The sequence below is a fragment of the Vibrio sp. PID17_43 genome (assembly GCF_002608565.1).
Taxonomy (GTDB): domain Bacteria; phylum Pseudomonadota; class Gammaproteobacteria; order Enterobacterales; family Vibrionaceae; genus Vibrio.
Map to the genome: position 1 here is coordinate 23,554 of NZ_LIXM01000022.1, position 16,736 is coordinate 40,289.

Here is a 16,736-nt window from a genome sequence, read left to right on the forward strand (position 1 = left end):
TTCTACTCATCTACACGGCTTGCGCGGTCAACTGTTTGAGCAATCTATCCATCGCTCGATAACCTAATGCTTCGGCAAGATGGGGACGCTCAATTTGTGGCGATCCTTCAAGGTCAGCAATGGTACGCGCCACTTTGATGATCCGGTGATAAGCCCGAATAGAAAGCCCAAGGCGATGAAGTGCATTTTCCAAAAACTCCGCATCGCTTTTCTGCAGCGGGCAGAAAGCTTCTATCTCACGACTCCCCAGCAGTGCATTTACTTTACCACTGCGATTGAGCATGCAGCCACGCGCTTTATTCACCCGCTCTTTAACGACAGCTGTCGGCTCTCCCCTATCTCCCCCTTCAGCCAGTGTGCCTTTGGGTAGTGCTGGAATTTCTAGCGACATGTCAAAGCGATCGAGCAAGGGCCCGGATAAGCGACCAAGATAACGCAATATCGCCTGTGGGTTGGTTCGCGCTTGGTTGCCTTCGTAATAACCTGTTGGACTTGGATTGAGTGCACCGACCAATTGAAAGCGGGCTGGAAAGCGAGTTTTACCTTGTGCGCGTGAGATAATAATCTCCCCAGACTCTAAAGGCTCACGCAAAGAATCAAGCACTTTTCGGTCAAACTCTGGCATCTCATCTAAGAACAATAAGCCGTTATGAGCTAACGAGATCTCTCCCGGCCTTGGGATGGAGCCTCCGCCAACCAATGCCGCCATGGAGCTAGAGTGATGCGGCGCGCGAAGTGGCCTTGTCTTCCAGTTGTGTTCATTGATTTCACTTTGAGTTAGCGATGCAACAGCGGCCGTTTCCATCGCTTCTTCATCGCTCATTTCAGGTAATAAGTCACACAAGCGAGAAGCCAACATGGTCTTGCCGGTACCTGGAGGGCCAAGAAAAAGGAGATTGTGATTCCCTGCTGCTGCAATCTCCAGCGCTCGCTTACCCTGCTGCTGACCAATAATGTCCTGCAAGTCACGACGGTGTGTCTTGACCTCTTTTTTCTTAAGTGTTTGGTACAAATTTAATTGATGCTGGCCACAAAGCTCAGCACAGACTTCCAATAATGATTGGGCTGATTTGTGCTGAGCTTTACCGACTAACGCCGCCTGATCGCCATTGGCATGGGGCACCACTAAACAGCGCTGTTTCTTATTCGCAGCAAGCGCCGCTGGCAACACACCTTTTACCGCTCTCAATCCACCAGAAAGCGCTAATTCACCGACAAACTCATAACTTTTGAGCTTATCTGTCGCGATCTGCTCTGAAGCAGCCAAAATCCCTAATGCAATCGGCAGATCAAAGCGCCCCCCTTCTTTAGGCAAATCCGCTGGTGCCAGATTGACCGTAATACGCTTGGCAGGAAACTGAAAATTTGAATTGACGATCGCACTGCGAACGCGATCTTTCGATTCTTTTACTGTGGTTTCTGGTAATCCAACTAGCGTAAAGCCTGGCATCCCATTACTGATGTGAACTTCCACGCTAACTGACGGCGCTTGCACACCCACACTTGCCCGACTATGAATGATTGCCAGCCCCATAAATTCCTCAATTTTGTATACGTTATATGATCATAGATTACCTATCTGGATAGGTTATATAGCGCGTACAGATTGGAACTAAATGTGAAAAAAGAATGAGTTTTTGCTTGTCATGCAGCAGATTTGTGTGTTACCACTAGTGACGCAAACATTTTCGTAGAACATTACACAATACTTTTTAACGAAAACAGAACGACAGACAGATGAACTTAATCGCTCACATCAACTCACTGCTAGCCCTGATTATCGTGGTCATTATTGGCACCGCACGGGGTATTGTGGGCGAAAGATAACCACAAATTACAAAAAACCCCCGCACTGAGAAGTCCGGGGGTTTTTTTACAACTACACGTTGTCATCTGTCTAACCCTCAGACAGCTTAACGGGAAGAATGGGAGTGCACATGAAGTGCAAAACGCATGGCGATAGCTACGAGCCACAACGTAGCAAAGGAGGTTTACGATGACCGGTGCAGAACTAGTCGTAGCCGCTTTAAGGCAGCAAGGTATCAAGACGGTGTTTGGGTATCCGGGGGGAGCCATCATGCCAATCTACGATGCGTTGTATGACGGAGGTGTCGAGCACATCTTATGCCGTCATGAGCAAGGGGCTGCGATGGCCGCTATCGGGATGGCTCGCGCGACACAAGACGTTGCGGTTTGTATGGCCACTTCCGGCCCAGGCGCCACCAACCTTGTTACTGGCCTTGCCGATGCCTTCCTCGATTCCGTTCCTCTCGTCGCCATCACAGGTCAGGTTGCTAGCTCTCATATCGGTACCGACGCATTCCAAGAAATAGATGTGATCGGAATATCCCTAGCTTGTACCAAACACAGCTATCTAGTAACCGACATTAAAGACCTTGCCCCAACACTCGCCGAAGCGTTCGAAGTGGCAAAAGCCGGTCGCCCGGGCCCTGTGATTGTCGATATAGCCAAAGACGTTCAGCTTGCACAGGCGCCAACCGAGCTCCTGCCTCCATATATTCCACCAGCTATCCCTCAAGTGAGCGATAAAGACATCAAACGCGCACAACAAGTACTGGCCGCTTCTACCCGCCCTGTATTATACGTCGGCGGTGGTGTTCAGCTAGCGAAAGCAACAGGAGCAGTACGTGAGTTCCTGCGTTTAAACCCAATGCCAGCGGTAAGCACGCTAAAAGGCTTAGGGACAATTGAACGCCATGACCCGCACTACCTGGGTATGTTGGGTATGCACGGCACCAAAGCGGCTAACCTTGTAGTTCAAGAATGTGACCTTTTGATTGTGGTTGGGGCTCGTTTTGATGACCGCGTGACAGGTAAGCTTGATACCTTTGCCCCACATGCGAAAGTGATTCATATCGATATCGATGCGGCAGAAATCCATAAGCTGCGCCACGCCAATGCACCACTGCGCGGCGATATCAATACCATTCTTCCTCAGTTAGAATTAACCCAAGATATTTCACCTTGGGTGCATCACAGTGAAAGCCTACGTAGCGGATTCAAATGGCGCTACGACCACCCAGGCGAACTTATCTACGCACCGTTATTACTTAAGCAACTGTCAGATATGATGCCGGATAGCTCAATTGTCTCAACCGACGTAGGTCAGCATCAGATGTGGGCTGCACAGCATATCCAACCGCGAGCTCCACAAAACTTCATAACCTCTGCTGGTCTTGGCACCATGGGGTTTGGCTTACCAGCTGCGATGGGCGCAGCTGTCGCTCGAGCGGATGATCAGTCTATTCTTATTTCTGGTGACGGCTCATTCATGATGAACGTGCAAGAACTCGGCACGCTGAAACGTCGTCAGATCCCCGTGAAGATTGTTCTCCTCAACAACCAGCGTCTTGGCATGGTTCGTCAGTGGCAGTCATTGTTCTTTGATGGTCGCCACAGTGAAACCATTCTTGATGACAACCCAGACTTCGTCATGCTGGCAAAAGCGTTCGATATTCCGGGGAAAACCATCACCAAGAAAGAAGAAGTCGAACCGGCGCTCAAAGAGATGCTGGAAAGCAAAACTTCATACCTGCTTCACGTTTTGATCGATGAAGAAGAGAACGTGTGGCCACTTGTACCACCTGGCGCATCAAACAGTGATATGTTGGAAAACACCTAGGAGACCATCACATGGACAGATATTTACTCGACATCAAAGCCGATGACAAACCGGTACTGTTAGAGCGCGTTCTTCGTGTGATTCGTCACCGAGGCTTTGTGATCAAACAAGTGGCTGCAACGCAAAACCACGCAAGCAGAGTCGCCAGCGTAGAGATCATCGTCGACAGCGATCGACCGATCTCTTTTTTGGTCAATCAAATTGAGAAGTTGTGGGATATCCGTACTGTTGAAGTACTTAAGATCTGCAACGATGAACTCCCAAATCACAACTTACAACAACACGTGAGTGCATAAGGAAGGCAATAAATGGCAATGAACACTGCAGATTTTATTTGGTTTAATGGTGAGATGGTTCCGTGGGCAGAGGCGAACGTTCACGTTCTTACTCATGCGATGCATTACGGCACCTCTGTTTTTGAAGGCGTACGCTGCTACAACACGCCAAAAGGGCCAATTGTCTTCCGTCACCGTGAACACGCACAACGTTTAAAAGACTCTGCCAAGATCTACCGCTTCCCGATCCCATACTCCGTAGAAGAAATCATGGAAGCAACACGCGAAACACTACGCCAGAACAAACTCGATAGCGCTTACATTCGCCCATTGGGTTTTGTCGGTAATGTCGGTTTGGGTGTGTGCCCACCTGTTGGTACAGAGATGGACCTAATCATTGCAGCGTTCCCTTGGGGTTCATACCTAGGCGAAGAAGCGTTAGAAGCAGGCGTTGATGCAATGATTTCTAGCTGGAACCGCGCCGCACCAAATACCATCCCTACCGCAGCAAAAGCAGGCGGCAACTACCTTTCCTCACTGTTGGTTGGTGGTGAAGCGCGTCGCCACGGTTACGATGAAGGCATTGCTCTAAGCGTTGATGGTTATCTATCGGAAGGTGCCGGTGAAAATATCTTTGTCATCAAAGATGGCGTGATCACCACACCACCAGCAACCAGCGCGATTCTCCCGGGCATCACTCGTGACTCGATCATGACCATTGCACGCGATAAAGGTTATGAAGTACGTGAAGCGAATATTGCTCGTGAAGCACTTTACCTTGCCGATGAAGTATTTATGACAGGTACCGCGGCCGAAGTTGTGCCAGTGGCAACCATCGACAAAATTGAAGTGGGCACTGGCAAACGCGGCCCAATTACTAAAGAACTGCAAACGGCCTACTTTGGCCTATTTAACGGCACCACCGAAGATAAGTGGGGTTGGTTAGACTATGTGTACCCAGAGCAAAAGTAAGAAGGATTAGGAAATGCCAAAATATAGATCAGCTACCACCACACATGGTCGCAACATGGCGGGGGCGCGTGCATTATGGCGTGCAACAGGCGTAAAAGATGAAGACTTCGGTAAGCCAATCATTGCCGTCGTAAACTCGTTTACTCAATTTGTTCCGGGTCACGTACATCTCAAAGACATGGGTCAACTTGTTGCCCGTGAAATCGAAAAAGCAGGCGGTATCGCCAAAGAATTCAACACCATCGCGGTAGATGATGGTATCGCTATGGGTCACGGCGGCATGCTCTACTCGCTGCCATCTCGCGAACTGATCGCAGACTCTGTGGAGTACATGGTTAACGCGCATTGTGCCGATGCAATGGTGTGTATCTCTAACTGTGACAAAATCACTCCGGGAATGTTAATGGCATCCATGCGCCTCAACATCCCTGTCATCTTCGTGTCTGGTGGTCCAATGGAAGCGGGTAAAACCAAGCTTTCTGATCAGATCATCAAGCTAGACCTTGTTGATGCAATGATCCAAGGCGCGGATCCAAAAGTGTCTGATGAACAAAGCGAGCAGATCGAACGCAGCGCATGTCCAACCTGTGGATCGTGTTCAGGAATGTTCACGGCAAACTCAATGAACTGCCTAACTGAAGCGCTGGGTCTATCTCAACCAGGTAATGGTTCAATGCTAGCAACTCACGCTGACCGTGAGCAGCTATTCCTTAATGCAGGTCGTCGCATTGTTGAACTGACTCGTCGTTACTACGAGCAAGATGACGAATCGGCATTGCCACGCAACATCGCAACCTTTGATGCCTTTGAAAACGCAATGGCACTGGATATCGCGATGGGTGGCTCAACTAACACCATTTTGCACCTATTGGCAGCCGCACAAGAAGGTGAAGTGGATTTCGATATGGAAGATATCGATCGTCTGTCTCGCCAAGTACCACACCTATGTAAAGTAGCACCATCCACGCAAAAATATCACATGGAAGACGTACACCGCGCTGGTGGTGTCATGGCTATCCTTGGTGAACTAGACCGTGCAGGTCTACTACACAATCAAGCTCGCACTGTACTTGGTCTTTCAATGAAGGAGCAGTTAGCGAAATACGACATCATCCAAACGGAAGATGAAGACGTACTAAAGTTCTTCCGAGCAGGTCCTGCTGGCATTCGTACCACTCAAGCTTTCTCACAAGATTGTCGCTGGGATCGCCTTGACGACGATCGTGTAGAAGGTTGTATTCGTGCCATCGATCATGCCTTTAGCCAAGAAGGCGGTCTAGCGGTTCTATCAGGCAACATCGCATTAGACGGCTGTATCGTTAAAACCGCAGGCGTTGATGAGAGCATTCTTAAATTCACTGGCCCTGCAGTGGTATTTGAAAGCCAAGAAGATGCGGTAGAAGGCATCTTGGGCGGTAAAGTCAAAGCTGGCGACGTGGTTGTTATCCGTTACGAAGGCCCTAAAGGTGGTCCGGGCATGCAAGAGATGCTTTACCCAACCACTTACCTAAAATCGATGGGACTTGGTAAAGAGTGTGCGCTTCTGACTGACGGTCGTTTCTCTGGTGGTACATCTGGTCTGTCTATCGGCCACGCCTCTCCTGAGGCTGCCAACGGCGGAGCTATTGGCTTGGTTAAACAAGGCGACATGATCGCAATTGATATCCCAAACCGTTCGATTTCACTCGAAGTGTCGGAACAAGAACTTGCTGAGCGCCGTGCAAAACAAGACGAATTAGGCTGGAAGCCAGTTGACCGTCAACGTGAAGTTTCATTTGCACTCAAAGCGTACGCAAGTATGGCGACCAGTGCTGACAAAGGTGCAGTACGAGACAAATCTAAGCTAGAGGGCTAGCTTATGACCGACTCTCTATTTTCAGGGCAAGAGCCTCAAACTGGCGCAGACTATCTGCGCCAAATCCTCCGTGCGCCTGTGTATGAAGTCGCGACGGTGACACCACTACAAGATATGCCTCGCCTTACTGAGCGTATCGGCAACCATGTGCAAATCAAACGAGAAGATCGTCAGCCCGTGCACTCATTCAAGTTGCGCGGCGCATACAACATGGTGGCAAGTTTATCTGAAGCGCAAAAAACCGCGGGCGTGATTGCTGCATCCGCTGGCAACCACGCACAGGGCATGGCACTTTCAGGCACTAAGCTTGGCATCAAAACCACCATTGTGATGCCAAAGACAACACCTGACATTAAAGTCGATGCGGTGCGCAGTTTTGGTGGCAATGTGGTGCTGCACGGCAGCAACTTTGATGAAGCAAAAGCCGAAGCCGAACGCCTTTCAGGGCTACATGGTTACACCTTTGTTCCGCCATTCGACCATCCACTAGTGATTGCAGGTCAAGGCACCATCGGCATGGAAATGCTGCAGCAAAATGGTCACCTTGATTACATCTTCGTTCCTGTCGGTGGCGGTGGTTTAGCCGCTGGTGTTGCAGTACTGGTGAAACAACTAATGCCGGAAATCAAAGTGATTGCCGTAGAACCGGAAGACTCATCATGCCTAAAAGCGGCACTGGATGCCGGAGAGCCTGTCGTGCTTGACCAAGTCAGCATGTTTGCCGATGGTGTGGCAGTAAAGCGTATTGGTGAAGAGACATTCCGTTTATGCCAAAAGTACATTGATGGCCATATTGCGGTCTCCAGTGATGAAATCTGCGCGGCAGTCAAAGACATCTTTGAAGACACCCGTGCGATTGCAGAGCCTTCGGGAGCACTTGCTCTGGCGGGTTTGAAGAAGTTTGCAGAACAGAACAAACTGGAAGGCAAGAATCTAGGCACTGTGCTGTCTGGTGCCAACACCAACTTCCATGGTCTGCGTTATGTTTCTGAGCGTTGTGAACTTGGTGAGAAACGTGAAGGTCTGCTTGCGGTCACCATCCCTGAGCGTCAAGGCGCATTCTTTGAGTTCTGTAATCTCATTGGCGGCCGCGCGGTGACGGAGTTTAACTATCGCTACAACGATGACGCATTAGCAAATATCTTTGTCGGTGTGCGTTTGCAAGGCGGTCAGGAAGAGCTAGAAAACATCATTCATGATTTACGTGATGGTGGCTACCCTGTGGTTGACCTGTCTGAAGATGAAATGGCGAAGCTGCACGTACGCTACATGATTGGTGGTAAGCCATCTAAGCCACTCAAAGAACGCCTCTACAGCTTTGAGTTCCCGGAGTACCCAGGAGCACTGCTTAAGTTCTTAAGTACACTCGGAACCCATTGGAATATCAGCTTGTTCAACTACCGCAACCACGGTGCGGACTACGGACGCGTTTTATGTGGTTTCGAGTTAGATGAAAGCGATTTAACTCAGTTTTCTGCGCATTTACGCGAACTTGGCTATCAATGTAAAGACGAAACAGACAACCCGTCTTACAAGTTCTTCTTGTCCTAGAACCAACAAAGCCACTTTCCTTGAAAGTGGCTTTTTATTAGTACTGTAACCAATCTTGATGTAACTGGTTTGGAGCACCTAAGTAATCCACCATCCATTGGATCAACTTATGGTTGTCATCTTTACGCCATACCAAACAACACTGGCTTAGTGGCTTGTCATCCTGCAGCACCTTTTCCACCAGCACACCCTCATGGATAAGAGGCATAGCAATAAGACGTGGCATATAACCGACCCCGACCCCATTTTTTAAACATCCAATCGTAGTAAACCGTGCATTAGCGAGTGCGAAGCAAAGTGCAGCAAGCGCTGCAGTGATGGCACCTTATATAGACAACAAAGCCGCTCATGATGAGCGGCTTTGGTTTATATTGTTAAAAACTTACTTCTGTTTTACTGGTCGCTGCCAACCCGTAATTTTGCGCTCTTTCACGCGAGTGATCACAAGCTCACCTTCTCCCACGTCTTTGGTCAACGTGGTGCCAGCACCAATGGTTGCGCCATCAGAGATAGTAACAGGAGCCACTAACTGGCTATCAGAGCCGACAAACACATCGTTACCAATGATGGTTTTAAACTTGTTTGCACCATCGTAGTTACAAGTGATGGTACCCGCACCAATGTTAGTACGTTGACCGATCTCTGCATCCCCGAGATAAGTGAGGTGATTGGCTTTAGAACCTTCGCCGATACGTGCATTTTTCACTTCAACAAAGTTACCCACGTGAGAGTCATTGCGCATCTCAGCCCCTGGACGAAGGCGCGTAAATGGACCAACGGTACACTCTTCACCGACGGTCGCCCCTTCAATCACACTGTAAGGGCGAACGATGGTATTGTCATCGATTTCGCAATCTTTCAATACACAACCAGTACCGATGACGACGTTATCACCTAAGGTTACTTTGCCTTCAATAATAACATTGACATCAATTTCACAATCCATACCGCATTGCAGTTCACCACGCAAATCAAAGCGAGCTGGATCACGCAGCATCACGCCTTGCTCTAACAGTTTTTGCGCTTGCATTGACTGGAATGCACGCTCTAGACGAGCCAATTGTGCACGGTCGTTCACACCTTCCACTTCAATTGGATTGACTGGATGTACCGCCTCGACAGCACGGCCTTCATCATGCGCAGCGGCAATGACGTCCGTTAAGTAATATTCGCCCTGTGCGTTTTGGTTGTTTAAGCCTGACAACCAACGCTTCAGATCGCCACCGGTCGCAACCATCACGCCCGTGTTGATCTCTTTAATTAATTTCTGCTCATCTGTCGCGTCTTTTTGCTCGACGATTGCAATCACAGGCCCATTTTTACGCACGATGCGGCCATAGCCCATCGGGTTGTCTAATACCACCGTCAATAAGGCAATGCCACCCGTTGGCTGTGCATCCAGTAGCCCCTCCAGTGTCTCTTCGGAGATCAATGGCACATCACCGTAAAGTACTAAGATCTTTTCATCATCTTCAAATTGAGGTGATGCTTGATCAACGGCATGACCCGTACCCAGTTGCTCAGCTTGCAGTACCCAGTTTACCGACTCTTCTGCCAGTGTTTCCTGCATCTGATTCCCACCGTGACCGTAGACCAAATGAATATTCTGCGCGCCTAATCCATTGCAGGTATCAATTACGTGTTTCACCATTGGCTTGCCAGCTAAAGTGTGCAACACCTTCGGTTTATTGGAATACATGCGAGTCCCTTTGCCCGCTGCGAGGATAACCGCACTAAATTTCATTAAGTAACCTATACGTTGTATAAAAACTGGGGCTATTTTAGACACTAATCGTCAATTAGTTAATTGCAGAGGAAAAATTTCCGTCAAAAAAAAAGCAAAAAGGCGGTCATATGACCGCCTTTATCACTATTGAAACAACGCTGTTGATTAACGACGCTGTTTTGTCAGCTCGATAACTCGTAGCTGAGCAATGGCTTTAGCCAGTTCGCTGGCCACTTGTGCGAAGTCCATGTCACCATGCTGATTCTGGATTTGCTCCTCAGCGCGGCGCTTGGCTTCTTCAGCCTTAGCTGCGTCTAGATCTTCACCACGAATCGCTGTATCAGCCAGTACTGTCGCAGTACCAGGCTGAACTTCGACCATACCACCAGAGACATAAATGAACTCTTCGTGGCCGTGCTGTTTCACAATACGCACCATACCAGGCTTAATAGCGGACAACAGCGGAGTGTGGCCATGGAAAATACCCAGCTCACCCTCGCTACCGGTCACCTGGAACGTTTCAACGCGACCAGAGAAAATTTGTTTCTCTGCGCTTACCACGTCTAGGTGAAAGGTTATTGGTGCCATATCGCCTCCTAGTTAGCCTTATAGCTTCTTCGCATTCTCGATAGCATCGTCAATCGTACCGCAGTACATGAACGCTTGCTCTGGAATGTCATCGTATTCACCAGCTAGTAGACCTTTAAAGCCACGTAGAGTCTCTTTAAGAGGTACGTAAATGCCTGGGTCACCAGTAAATACTTCCGCTACGTGGTAAGGCTGAGTTAGGAAACGCTCAATCTTACGTGCACGAGATACGACTTGCTTATCTTCTTCAGAAAGCTCGTCCATACCTAGGATCGCGATGATGTCTTTCAGCTCTTTGTAGCGCTGAAGCGTCTGCTGAACACCGCGAGCCACGTCGTAGTGCTCTTGACCTACAACCAATGGATCTAGCATACGAGATGTAGAATCTAGTGGGTCGATCGCTGGGTATAGACCCATCGCTGCGATGTTACGGTTAAGTACAACCGTTGCATCCAAGTGCGCGAACGTGGTTGCTGGAGACGGGTCAGTCAAGTCATCCGCAGGTACGTATACCGCCTGTACAGACGTGATAGAACCTTGCTTAGTTGACGTGATACGCTCCTGAAGTACACCCATCTCTTCTGCTAGCGTTGGCTGGTAACCTACCGCAGAAGGCATACGACCTAGCAGTGCTGATACCTCAGTACCTGCAAGCGTGTAACGGTAGATGTTATCAACGAACAGAAGTACGTCACGACCTTCGTCACGGAACTTCTCTGCCATTGTTAGACCCGTCAGTGCAACACGTAGACGGTTGCCTGGTGGCTCGTTCATCTGACCGTAAACCATCGCTACTTTTGATTCTTCAGGCTTCTCAACGTTTACAACGCCCGCTTCCTGCATTTCAAAGTAGAAGTCGTTACCCTCACGAGTACGCTCACCAACACCAGCAAATACTGATAGACCAGAGTGTTGAAGTGCGATGTTGTTGATAAGTTCCATCATGTTAACGGTCTTACCTACACCTGCACCACCGAATAGACCGATTTTACCACCCTTAGCGAATGGACAAACCAAGTCGATTACTTTAACACCGGTTTCTAGAAGTGCTGTTTCGTTTGATTGCTCTTCGTAGCTTGGCGCTTCACGGTGAATAGAGTAAGTCTCTTCTGCACCGATCTCACCACACTCATCAATCGCGTCACCTAGGACGTTCATGATACGACCTAAAGTTTTAGTACCTACTGGTACTGAAATTGGAGCGCCAGTGTTAACCACTTCAACTCCACGACGTAAACCATCAGAGCTACCCATTACGATACAACGAACTACGCCACCGCCTAGCTGTTGTTGAACTTCAAGAACAAGACGCTCTTTTGAGTCCGTTACGTTTAGAGCGTCATATACACTTGGTACATCGCTCTGTGGGAACTCTACGTCGACTACCGCACCGATGATCTGTACGATCTTACCTGTAGCCATCGTTAATCCTCTAAACTGTTTCGTTTTACCTAAGCTTAAACCGCAGATGCACCACCAACGATTTCCGATAATTCTTGTGTGATCGCAGCCTGACGGGCTTTGTTGTACACAAGTTCTAGATCTTCAATCAAGTTGGTTGCGTTATCCGTTGCAGCCTTCATCGCAATCATTCGAGCCGCTTGCTCACAAGCAAGATTCTCTACCACACCTTGGTATACCTGAGACTCTACGTAACGCACTAGTAGCGTATCCAGTAGAGGTTTTGGCTCAGGCTCATAGATGTAGTCCCATGAGTGCTCACGCTGCATCTCTTCGCTGTCCGATTTAGGCAAAGGTAGCAATTGATCGATCGTTGGTTGCTGAACCATGGTATTTACAAATTTGTTGAATACCACGTATAGACGGTCCAGTTCACCTTCATCGTATTTCTTAAGCATTACGCCAACAGAACCAATGAGGTCTTCTAAGCTTGGGTTGTCGCCAAGACCAGAGACCTGTGCCGCAATTTTTGCGCCACCATGTCGGAAGAAGCCAGTTGCTTTAGAGCCAATCACTGCTAACTCAACTTCAGCACCTTTCTCTTTCCATGCTTGCATGTCTGTTACGGCTTTTTTGAACACGTTAATGTTCAAACCACCACACAGACCGCGGTCTGTTGAAACGATGATGTAACCAACACGTTTAGCTTCACGCTCTTCTAGGTACGGATGACGGTACTCTAGATTTGCGTTCGCCACATGACCGATCACTTTACGCATTGTTTCAGCGTATGGACGAGAAGCTTGCATTGCGTCTTGAGAACGACGCATTTTTGAAGCTGCTACCATTTCCATCGCTTTCGTAATTTTCTGCGTGCTTTTAACACTACCGATTTTATTACGTATCTCTTTTGCGCCGGCCATCGTTACTCTCCGTTAGTTGGTGGCAGAACCTGCCACCGACCTAATTACCAAGTTTGGGTTGCTACAAAATCGTCGGTCAGCTTCTTCAACTGAGCTTCGATTTCATCGTTGTATGCACCCGTCTTGTCGATCTCAGCTGCCAATTCAGCGTATTGACCGCGAGCGAACGATAGTAGAGCCGCTTCAAAATCTAGCAGTTTGTTCAATTCAACATCTGCTAAATAGCCGCGCTCTGCCGCGAAGATAACTAGCGCTTGGTCAAATACAGACATAGGAGCGTACTGCTTCTGCTTCATCAGTTCTGTTACTTTTTGACCATGGTTTAGCTGTTTCTTCGTTGCTTCATCAAGGTCAGATGCGAACTGTGCAAATGCTGCTAGTTCACGGTACTGAGCTAGAGCAGTACGGATACCGCCAGATAGCTTCTTGATGATTTTCGTCTGAGCTGAACCACCTACACGAGATACTGAGATACCAGGGTCAACGGCTGGGCGGACACCCGCGTTGAATAGCTCAGTTTGTAGGAAGATCTGACCATCGGTAATCGAGATTACGTTAGTCGGTACGAATGCTGAAACGTCACCTGCTTGAGTTTCGATGATAGGAAGCGCAGTTAGAGAACCGGTCTTACCTTTCACTTCACCATTAGTGAAACGCTCTACGTACTCTTCGTTTACACGAGCTGCACGCTCTAGTAGACGCGAGTGTAAGTAGAATACGTCACCCGGGAATGCCTCACGGCCTGGTGGACGTTTTAGTAGTAGAGAGATCTGACGGTAAGCTACCGCTTGCTTAGATAGGTCATCGTAAACAATCAGTGCGTCTTCACCGCGATCGCGGAAGTATTCACCCATCGCACAACCTGCGTATGGCGCTAGGTATTGTAGCGCTGCAGATTCAGAAGCAGATGCAACAACAACGATAGTGTTTGCTAGCGCGCCGTGCTCTTCTAGTTTGCGAACTACGTTAGCGATAGTCGATGCTTTCTGACCGATTGCTACGTAGATTGAGAAAATACCAGAGTTTTTCTGGTTGATGATCGCATCGATCGCCATTGCTGTTTTACCAATCTGGCGGTCACCGATGATAAGTTCACGCTGACCACGACCGATTGGGATCATTGAGTCAACAGACTTATAACCAGTTTGCACAGGTTGATCTACCGATTTACGGTCGATTACGCCTGGTGCGATCACTTCTACAGGTGAAGTCAGTTTCGCTTCGATTGGACCTTTACCATCGATAGGCTCACCCAGCGTGTTTACTACGCGGCCTAGTAGTTCTGGACCAACTGGCACTTCAAGAATGCGGCCAGTACCTGTAACTTTCATGCCTTCCTTAAGGTCAGCATATGGGCCCATTACTACCGCACCAACCGAGTCACGCTCAAGGTTAAGTGCTAGTGCATAACGGCCACCCGGTAATTCAATCATTTCACCTTGCATCACGTCCGCTAGGCCGTGGATGCGGATGATACCATCGCTTACCGATACGATAGTACCCTCGTTACGAGCTTCACTAACAACGTCGAAAGATTCGATACGTTGTTTGATCAGATCGCTAATTTCCGTGGAATTAAGTTGCATGCTCCAATCCCCATTAAGACTGCAATGCATCGCTCAGGCGGTTCAAACGACCACGTGCTGAGTTATCGATGACTAGGTCTCCGGCTCGAATAATAACCCCACCAAGTAGGGTCTCATCTACACTGCAATTCAGCTTCACTTTGCGTTCAAGACGCAGTTCAAGTTTGCTGCTGATGTTTGCTTGTTGTTCATCAGAAAGCTCGCTTGCTGAAATGACTTCAACATCGATTTCTTTCTCATGCTCTTGTTTCAGAGCAAGGAACTGTTCACAGACATCAGGAAGGGCCGCTAAACGACCATTCTCAGCCATCACCTTAATCAGGTTTTGACCGTGCGCATCAACTTGTTCACCGCAAACGGCAACAAAGATTTCTGCCATTTTCTCGGCAGAGATAGAGCCAGTTAACAGCTCTTTCATTTGTTCGTTCTTAGCTACTTCTGCAGCAAAAGACAGCATTTGACCCCATTGGTCTAACTGATCTTTGCCCACTGCAAAGTCGAAGGCTGCTTTAGCATAGGGGCGTGCGATTGTAGTCAAATCAGACATATGCGCCCCCAGACTTAAAGTTTTGCAGTAATGTTGTCGAGAATATCTTTCTGAGCGTCTTTATCGATCGCACGCTCTAGGATTTTCTCAGCACCAGCTACAGCCAGAGTAGCAACTTGTTTGCGCAGATCATCGCGTGCACGATTACGTTCAGCTTCAAGTTCTGCTGCTGCTTGCGCTAGGATTTTCTGGCGTTCTGCCTGAGCTTCCTCGCGTGCTTCATCAATAATTTGAGCTTTGCGTTTATTCGCTTGTTCGATGACCTCAGTTGCTGTGCGCTTCGCTTCTTTCATCTGATCAGAAGCGTTGGCTTGTGCCAGATCCAAGTCTTTCGCAGCACGTTCAGCTGCTTGAAGACCATCAGCAATTTTCTTCTGACGTTCTTCAATCGCTTGCATGATAGGCGGCCATACATACTTCATGCAGAACCACACAAACAGTGCGAACGAGATTGCTTGACCTAGCAGAGTTGCGTTTATATTCACAACAGCTACTCCCTTTTAAGAATCAACTACAAAAATACAATTAACAGAGTTGTTAATTAGCCTGCTAGTTGACCCACAAATGGGTTTGCGAAAGTGAATAGTAGCGCGATTACGATACCGATCATTGGAACCGCATCAAGTAGACCCGCGATGATGAACATCTTAACTTGTAGCATAGGAGCCATTTCTGGTTGACGTGCTGCACCTTCTAGGAATTTACCACCTAGCAGTGCGAAACCAATCGCTGTACCAAGAGAAGCAAGACCGACGATAATACCTACGGCGATTGCAGAAAAGCTCAGTAAAGTTTCCATTACTATCTCCAATTTATAGTTGTTGGCTTAGTGCCCAAATAAAAAGCTTAAAAAATTAATGATCAGAATCTTCGTGTGCCATTGACAGGTAAACAATTGTCAACATCATAAATACGAAGGCTTGAATCGTAATAACCAAGATATGGAAGATTGCCCACGGTAGTGAACCCATCCATTGCAAGTACCATGGTAGCATTGCCGCACAAAGAATGAATACAACCTCACCCGCAAACATGTTACCGAATAAACGCATACCAAGAGAAAGAGGTTTCGCCAATAGCGATACCACTTCGATTAGTAGGTTAAACGGAATCATCAGTGGGTGATTGAATGGATGTAGTGCAAGTTCTTTTGCGAATCCACCTAGACCTTTCACTTTGATGCTGTAGTAGATCATCAATGCAAAAACGCCTAGAGCCATAGCCATGGTGATATTCACATCAGCAGACGGTACAACCTTAAGATAAGGGATACCTAGCCAATGCTCTGCTGGGTAAGGCAAGAAGTCGATCGGGACTAGGTCCATCACGTTCATCAAGAATACCCAACAAAAGATAGTCAGTGCTAAAGGCGCGATCAGTGGGTTGCGTCCATGGAACGTGTCTTTGACGTTTTCCGCGACAAATTCAACGATCATTTCTACAGCACACTGAAGCTTACCCGGTACACCTGCTGTTGTTTTCTTTGCTACTTTGTAAAAAATTCCAAGGAAAATTAAACCCGTAAACCAAGAAAAAAACAGGCTATCGATATGTACGTTCCAGAAACTTGCTTCATCCGCTACCAAGCCTAATTTCGCAAGCGATAGGTTTGATAAGTGGTGGGCAATGTATCCGGACGATGTTAGCGCTTCACCTGGCGCAGCCATAA

At 48.1% G+C, this 16,736-nt stretch carries 15 protein-coding genes and 1 pseudogene; 5 read left to right on the forward strand and 11 right to left on the reverse strand.

The window, feature by feature from the left end:
* Positions 1-10: 10 nt before the first annotated feature.
* Positions 11-1,534: a YifB family Mg chelatase-like AAA ATPase gene (locus tag AK965_RS15580; protein WP_099080473.1), complete on the reverse strand. Its 1,524-nt coding sequence runs from the start codon at positions 1,532-1,534 to the stop codon at positions 11-13.
* A gap of 462 nt (positions 1,535-1,996) precedes the next feature.
* Between AK965_RS15580 and ilvG the strand changes: the two genes are divergently transcribed.
* From ilvG to ilvA, 5 genes are read left to right on the forward strand one after another with little or no spacing between them, the layout of a single operon-like run.
* The gene (ilvG, locus tag AK965_RS15585) at positions 1,997-3,643 is read left to right on the forward strand and encodes an acetolactate synthase 2 catalytic subunit (RefSeq protein WP_099080474.1); all 1,647 of its coding nucleotides are present in this window, start codon (positions 1,997-1,999) and stop codon (positions 3,641-3,643) included.
* Positions 3,644-3,654: 11 nt separating this feature from the next.
* Positions 3,655-3,939: an acetolactate synthase 2 small subunit gene (ilvM, locus tag AK965_RS15590; protein WP_099080475.1), complete on the forward strand. Its 285-nt coding sequence runs from the start codon at positions 3,655-3,657 to the stop codon at positions 3,937-3,939.
* Between the two features lie 12 nt (positions 3,940-3,951).
* Positions 3,952-4,890, forward strand: a complete 939-nt coding sequence (ilvE, locus tag AK965_RS15595) for a branched-chain-amino-acid transaminase (protein ID WP_099080476.1) — start codon at positions 3,952-3,954, stop codon at positions 4,888-4,890.
* 13 nt (positions 4,891-4,903) lie between these two features.
* Positions 4,904-6,745 (forward strand): dihydroxy-acid dehydratase, encoded by a 1,842-nt coding sequence (gene ilvD, locus AK965_RS15600; protein ID WP_099080477.1) that lies wholly within the window; start codon positions 4,904-4,906, stop codon positions 6,743-6,745.
* A 3-nt stretch (positions 6,746-6,748) separates the two neighbouring features.
* Complete coding sequence (gene ilvA / locus AK965_RS15605; RefSeq protein ID WP_099080478.1) at positions 6,749-8,296, forward strand: threonine ammonia-lyase, biosynthetic; 1,548 nt, start codon at positions 6,749-6,751, stop codon at positions 8,294-8,296.
* A 37-nt stretch (positions 8,297-8,333) separates the two neighbouring features.
* On the opposite strand, the pseudogene AK965_RS15610 reads toward ilvA, so the two are convergent.
* From AK965_RS15610 to atpB, 10 genes and pseudogenes are all read right to left on the reverse strand, one after another.
* Positions 8,334-8,567, reverse strand: a pseudogene (locus AK965_RS15610) (LysR substrate-binding domain-containing protein); the annotation flags it as partial.
* Between the two features lie 111 nt (positions 8,568-8,678).
* On the reverse strand, positions 8,679-10,040 hold the full coding sequence (gene glmU, locus AK965_RS15615; RefSeq protein WP_099080479.1) for a bifunctional UDP-N-acetylglucosamine diphosphorylase/glucosamine-1-phosphate N-acetyltransferase GlmU: 1,362 nt from the start codon (positions 10,038-10,040) through the stop codon (positions 8,679-8,681).
* Positions 10,041-10,187: 147 nt separating this feature from the next.
* On the reverse strand, positions 10,188-10,610 hold the full coding sequence (locus AK965_RS15620; protein ID WP_099080480.1) for a F0F1 ATP synthase subunit epsilon: 423 nt from the start codon (positions 10,608-10,610) through the stop codon (positions 10,188-10,190).
* An 18-nt stretch (positions 10,611-10,628) separates the two neighbouring features.
* Entirely contained in the window at positions 10,629-12,032 is a 1,404-nt protein-coding gene (gene atpD, locus AK965_RS15625; protein ID WP_099080481.1) for a F0F1 ATP synthase subunit beta, read from the reverse strand.
* 35 nt (positions 12,033-12,067) lie between these two features.
* Positions 12,068-12,934 carry a F0F1 ATP synthase subunit gamma gene (gene atpG / locus AK965_RS15630; RefSeq protein ID WP_099080482.1) on the reverse strand — a complete coding sequence of 289 codons (867 nt, stop codon included), beginning with the start codon at positions 12,932-12,934 and terminating at the stop codon, positions 12,068-12,070.
* A gap of 44 nt (positions 12,935-12,978) precedes the next feature.
* Entirely contained in the window at positions 12,979-14,520 is a 1,542-nt protein-coding gene (gene atpA / locus AK965_RS15635; RefSeq protein WP_099080483.1) for a F0F1 ATP synthase subunit alpha, read from the reverse strand.
* Positions 14,521-14,533: 13 nt separating this feature from the next.
* Entirely contained in the window at positions 14,534-15,067 is a 534-nt protein-coding gene (atpH, locus tag AK965_RS15640; RefSeq protein WP_099080484.1) for a F0F1 ATP synthase subunit delta, read from the reverse strand.
* A 14-nt stretch (positions 15,068-15,081) separates the two neighbouring features.
* Positions 15,082-15,552 carry a F0F1 ATP synthase subunit B gene (gene atpF / locus AK965_RS15645; protein WP_099080485.1) on the reverse strand — a complete coding sequence of 157 codons (471 nt, stop codon included), beginning with the start codon at positions 15,550-15,552 and terminating at the stop codon, positions 15,082-15,084.
* A 56-nt stretch (positions 15,553-15,608) separates the two neighbouring features.
* Positions 15,609-15,866, reverse strand: a complete 258-nt coding sequence (atpE, locus tag AK965_RS15650; protein WP_005372317.1) for a F0F1 ATP synthase subunit C — start codon at positions 15,864-15,866, stop codon at positions 15,609-15,611.
* A gap of 55 nt (positions 15,867-15,921) precedes the next feature.
* Entirely contained in the window at positions 15,922-16,734 is an 813-nt protein-coding gene (atpB, locus tag AK965_RS15655) for a F0F1 ATP synthase subunit A (protein WP_010444751.1), read from the reverse strand.
* Between the last annotated feature and the right edge of the window lie 2 nt (positions 16,735-16,736).